1 protein-coding gene is annotated in these 1,149 nt (G+C 70.7%); it reads right to left on the bottom strand.

Annotated features, from left to right (window positions below; all coding sequences use genetic code 11):
- Positions 1-1,149, bottom strand: a 1,149-nt coding sequence (locus C7C56_RS28855) for a beta strand repeat-containing protein (protein WP_181373159.1), incomplete at both ends; no start/stop codon positions are given.

Raw genomic sequence — 1,149 nt, forward strand, 5'->3', positions numbered from 1 at the left:
GGCCGCGCTGCGCGCGTCGAGCAGGGCGAGCGTGATGCCGGACGCTGCCTGGAAGCGGATGTTGGCGCCGTCGGTCTGGGCCAGCGCGCCGTCCTGCATGTCGATCGCGCCGCCGCTCGAGGCGACGTCGATGGTGCCGCCGCTGGTGACGAGGCGGCCGAGGCTGGAGAGGCTGATGGTGCCACCAGCGAGCACGCTGATGCTGCCGCTGCCGTTGCCGAGCGTGGCATTGAGCGCCAGCGTCCCGGTGACGTCGAGGCGCAGGTTGCCGCTGCTGCCGGCCGTGAGCGCCTGGTCGACACTGACGTTGCCGCCAGACGAGAGCGTGACGCCGAAGGCGCCGGTGGTCGAGATGCCGCTCATGGCGGCGTCGGACACGGTCGCGAAGGCGCCGGCGGCGTCGACGCGGTTGACCGCGAGCGGGCCGACCGTGCCGACCGAGAGTCCGTCCGCTTCGCGCAGGAAGGCGCTGCCGGTTGCCAGGCTGGCCGCCAGCGTCGAGACCTGGGTTTCGATCACGGAGCCGTCGGCGCCGATGCCGGCGCCCGCGCTCAGGCGCAGGCCATACGAGAGCAGGTTGACGGTGGCGACGGCCGCGTCGTCGAGCTGGGCGTCGACGATCGCGGTGCCGGCGATGATGCTGATGCTGCCGCCGGCCATGCCGGTGCCCGCGTTGACGATGCCAATGGTGCTGCTGCCGGCCGTGCTTTCGAGGCGGATGTTGCCATTGTTGGTCAGCAGCCGGGCCAGGCCCTCCATGCTGATGTTGTCGGCCGCCAGCAGGTCGATGGTCTTGCCGAGCTTGAGCGTGCTCAGGGTCGGCGCCGCCGGCGCCAGGTCGTCGACCAGGATGTTGTCGGTCGATGCCAGGCTGATGTTGCCGTTGCTCGAGATCAGGTCGGCGCGCACGTCGAGGTCGGCCACGGTCGCTTCAACGGACTCGTTGCTGCGCAACAGCATGTTGCCGCTATCGCCAGTGCTGCGCACGGTGCCCAGCACGGTCAGGGTGCCATCGGTGGTGACGACGCCGATATCGCCGTTGCTGCCGCCGAGGTCGACGGCGTAGGTGCCGGCGCCCGAGAGGATCAGTGCGCTCGCTTCCTCGATGAACAGCCCGCCGCTGGCGGTGTTGGTCGCCGCCAGGCTCGT

Source organism: Massilia glaciei (assembly GCF_003011895.2).
GTDB classification, from domain to species: Bacteria; Pseudomonadota; Gammaproteobacteria; order Burkholderiales; family Burkholderiaceae_D; genus Telluria_A; species Telluria_A glaciei.